General features: G+C 62.0%; 1 pseudogene. It reads right to left on the minus strand.

From position 1 onward, the window contains the following. Window positions 1-912, minus strand: a pseudogene (locus tag ISP18_RS00030) (hypothetical protein); the annotation flags it as partial.

A 912-nucleotide genomic window follows, 5' to 3' on the forward strand; every position in this document is an offset into this window, starting at 1 on the left:
TCGACGTTGGCCACCGGGATGCCATCCATCCAGATGTAATCGCGGTTCGTCGCACCGTATTCGCCGATCAGCTGCCCGGCTTCGTCATAGACGTAGCGCTCGGTTTGGCCGTTGGTAATCTTCTGGATACGCTGCCCGAGGGCGTCGTAGGTGTAGCTGGCGACGGTGCTGCCAGCCAGCTGCACCACTGTCATCCTGTTTCGGTCGCTGTACCCGAAGCCGTACGTGCTATTGGCTTCGGTGACGGCAGTCGTGTTGCCATTGGCATCCACGCTTCGTGCTGCGTTGCCGGTCGCAATGAGCTGATGCGTGTTCGGGTTGTAGCTGTACGCGCCCGTAGCAAGGCCGTTGCCCGTCTTGCTCAATCGATCGCCCGTCGGGTTGTACGTCACGCTCTCCAACACGCTGCCGCTGGCTTCCGTGACGGCCGTGAGGCGATACAGCGGGTCATAGCTGTACGTTTCCGTCGCCGGGTTGGCACCGGCGGCGTTGCCGATGGCGATGATGTCGCCCATCGCATCTCTTGCGACGTGCAGATTGAACGCCGGACTGGTCAGGTCGGTGAGTCGGTAGTTCGCATCGACCACCCGCGTAATGGTTTGACCATTGCCCAAGGTGTAGCCGCTGACCGGCCCGAACGGCTGATAGGTGACGTTGCTCACCACCGTGCTGGCACTTCCACCCGGTAATGTCACGCTCGCGCTCTGGATACGTCCATCGCCATCGCGCGTGTAGCTGAGCAACGTGCCACTCGCATACACGACGCTACTCAGCCGTCCTGCGGTGGTGTAGCTGTAACCGGTGGTGTCCGTGCCGGCCGCCGTGATCTTTTGCTTCTGAATCACTCGGCCCCAGGCGTCGTAGCAGTACACGGTGGTGACGGCGCTCTCGATAATCCGCGTGAGGCGGCCG

The sequence above is a fragment of the Dyella humi genome, from assembly GCF_044904605.1.
Lineage (GTDB): Bacteria > Pseudomonadota > Gammaproteobacteria > Xanthomonadales > Rhodanobacteraceae > Dyella_B > Dyella_B humi.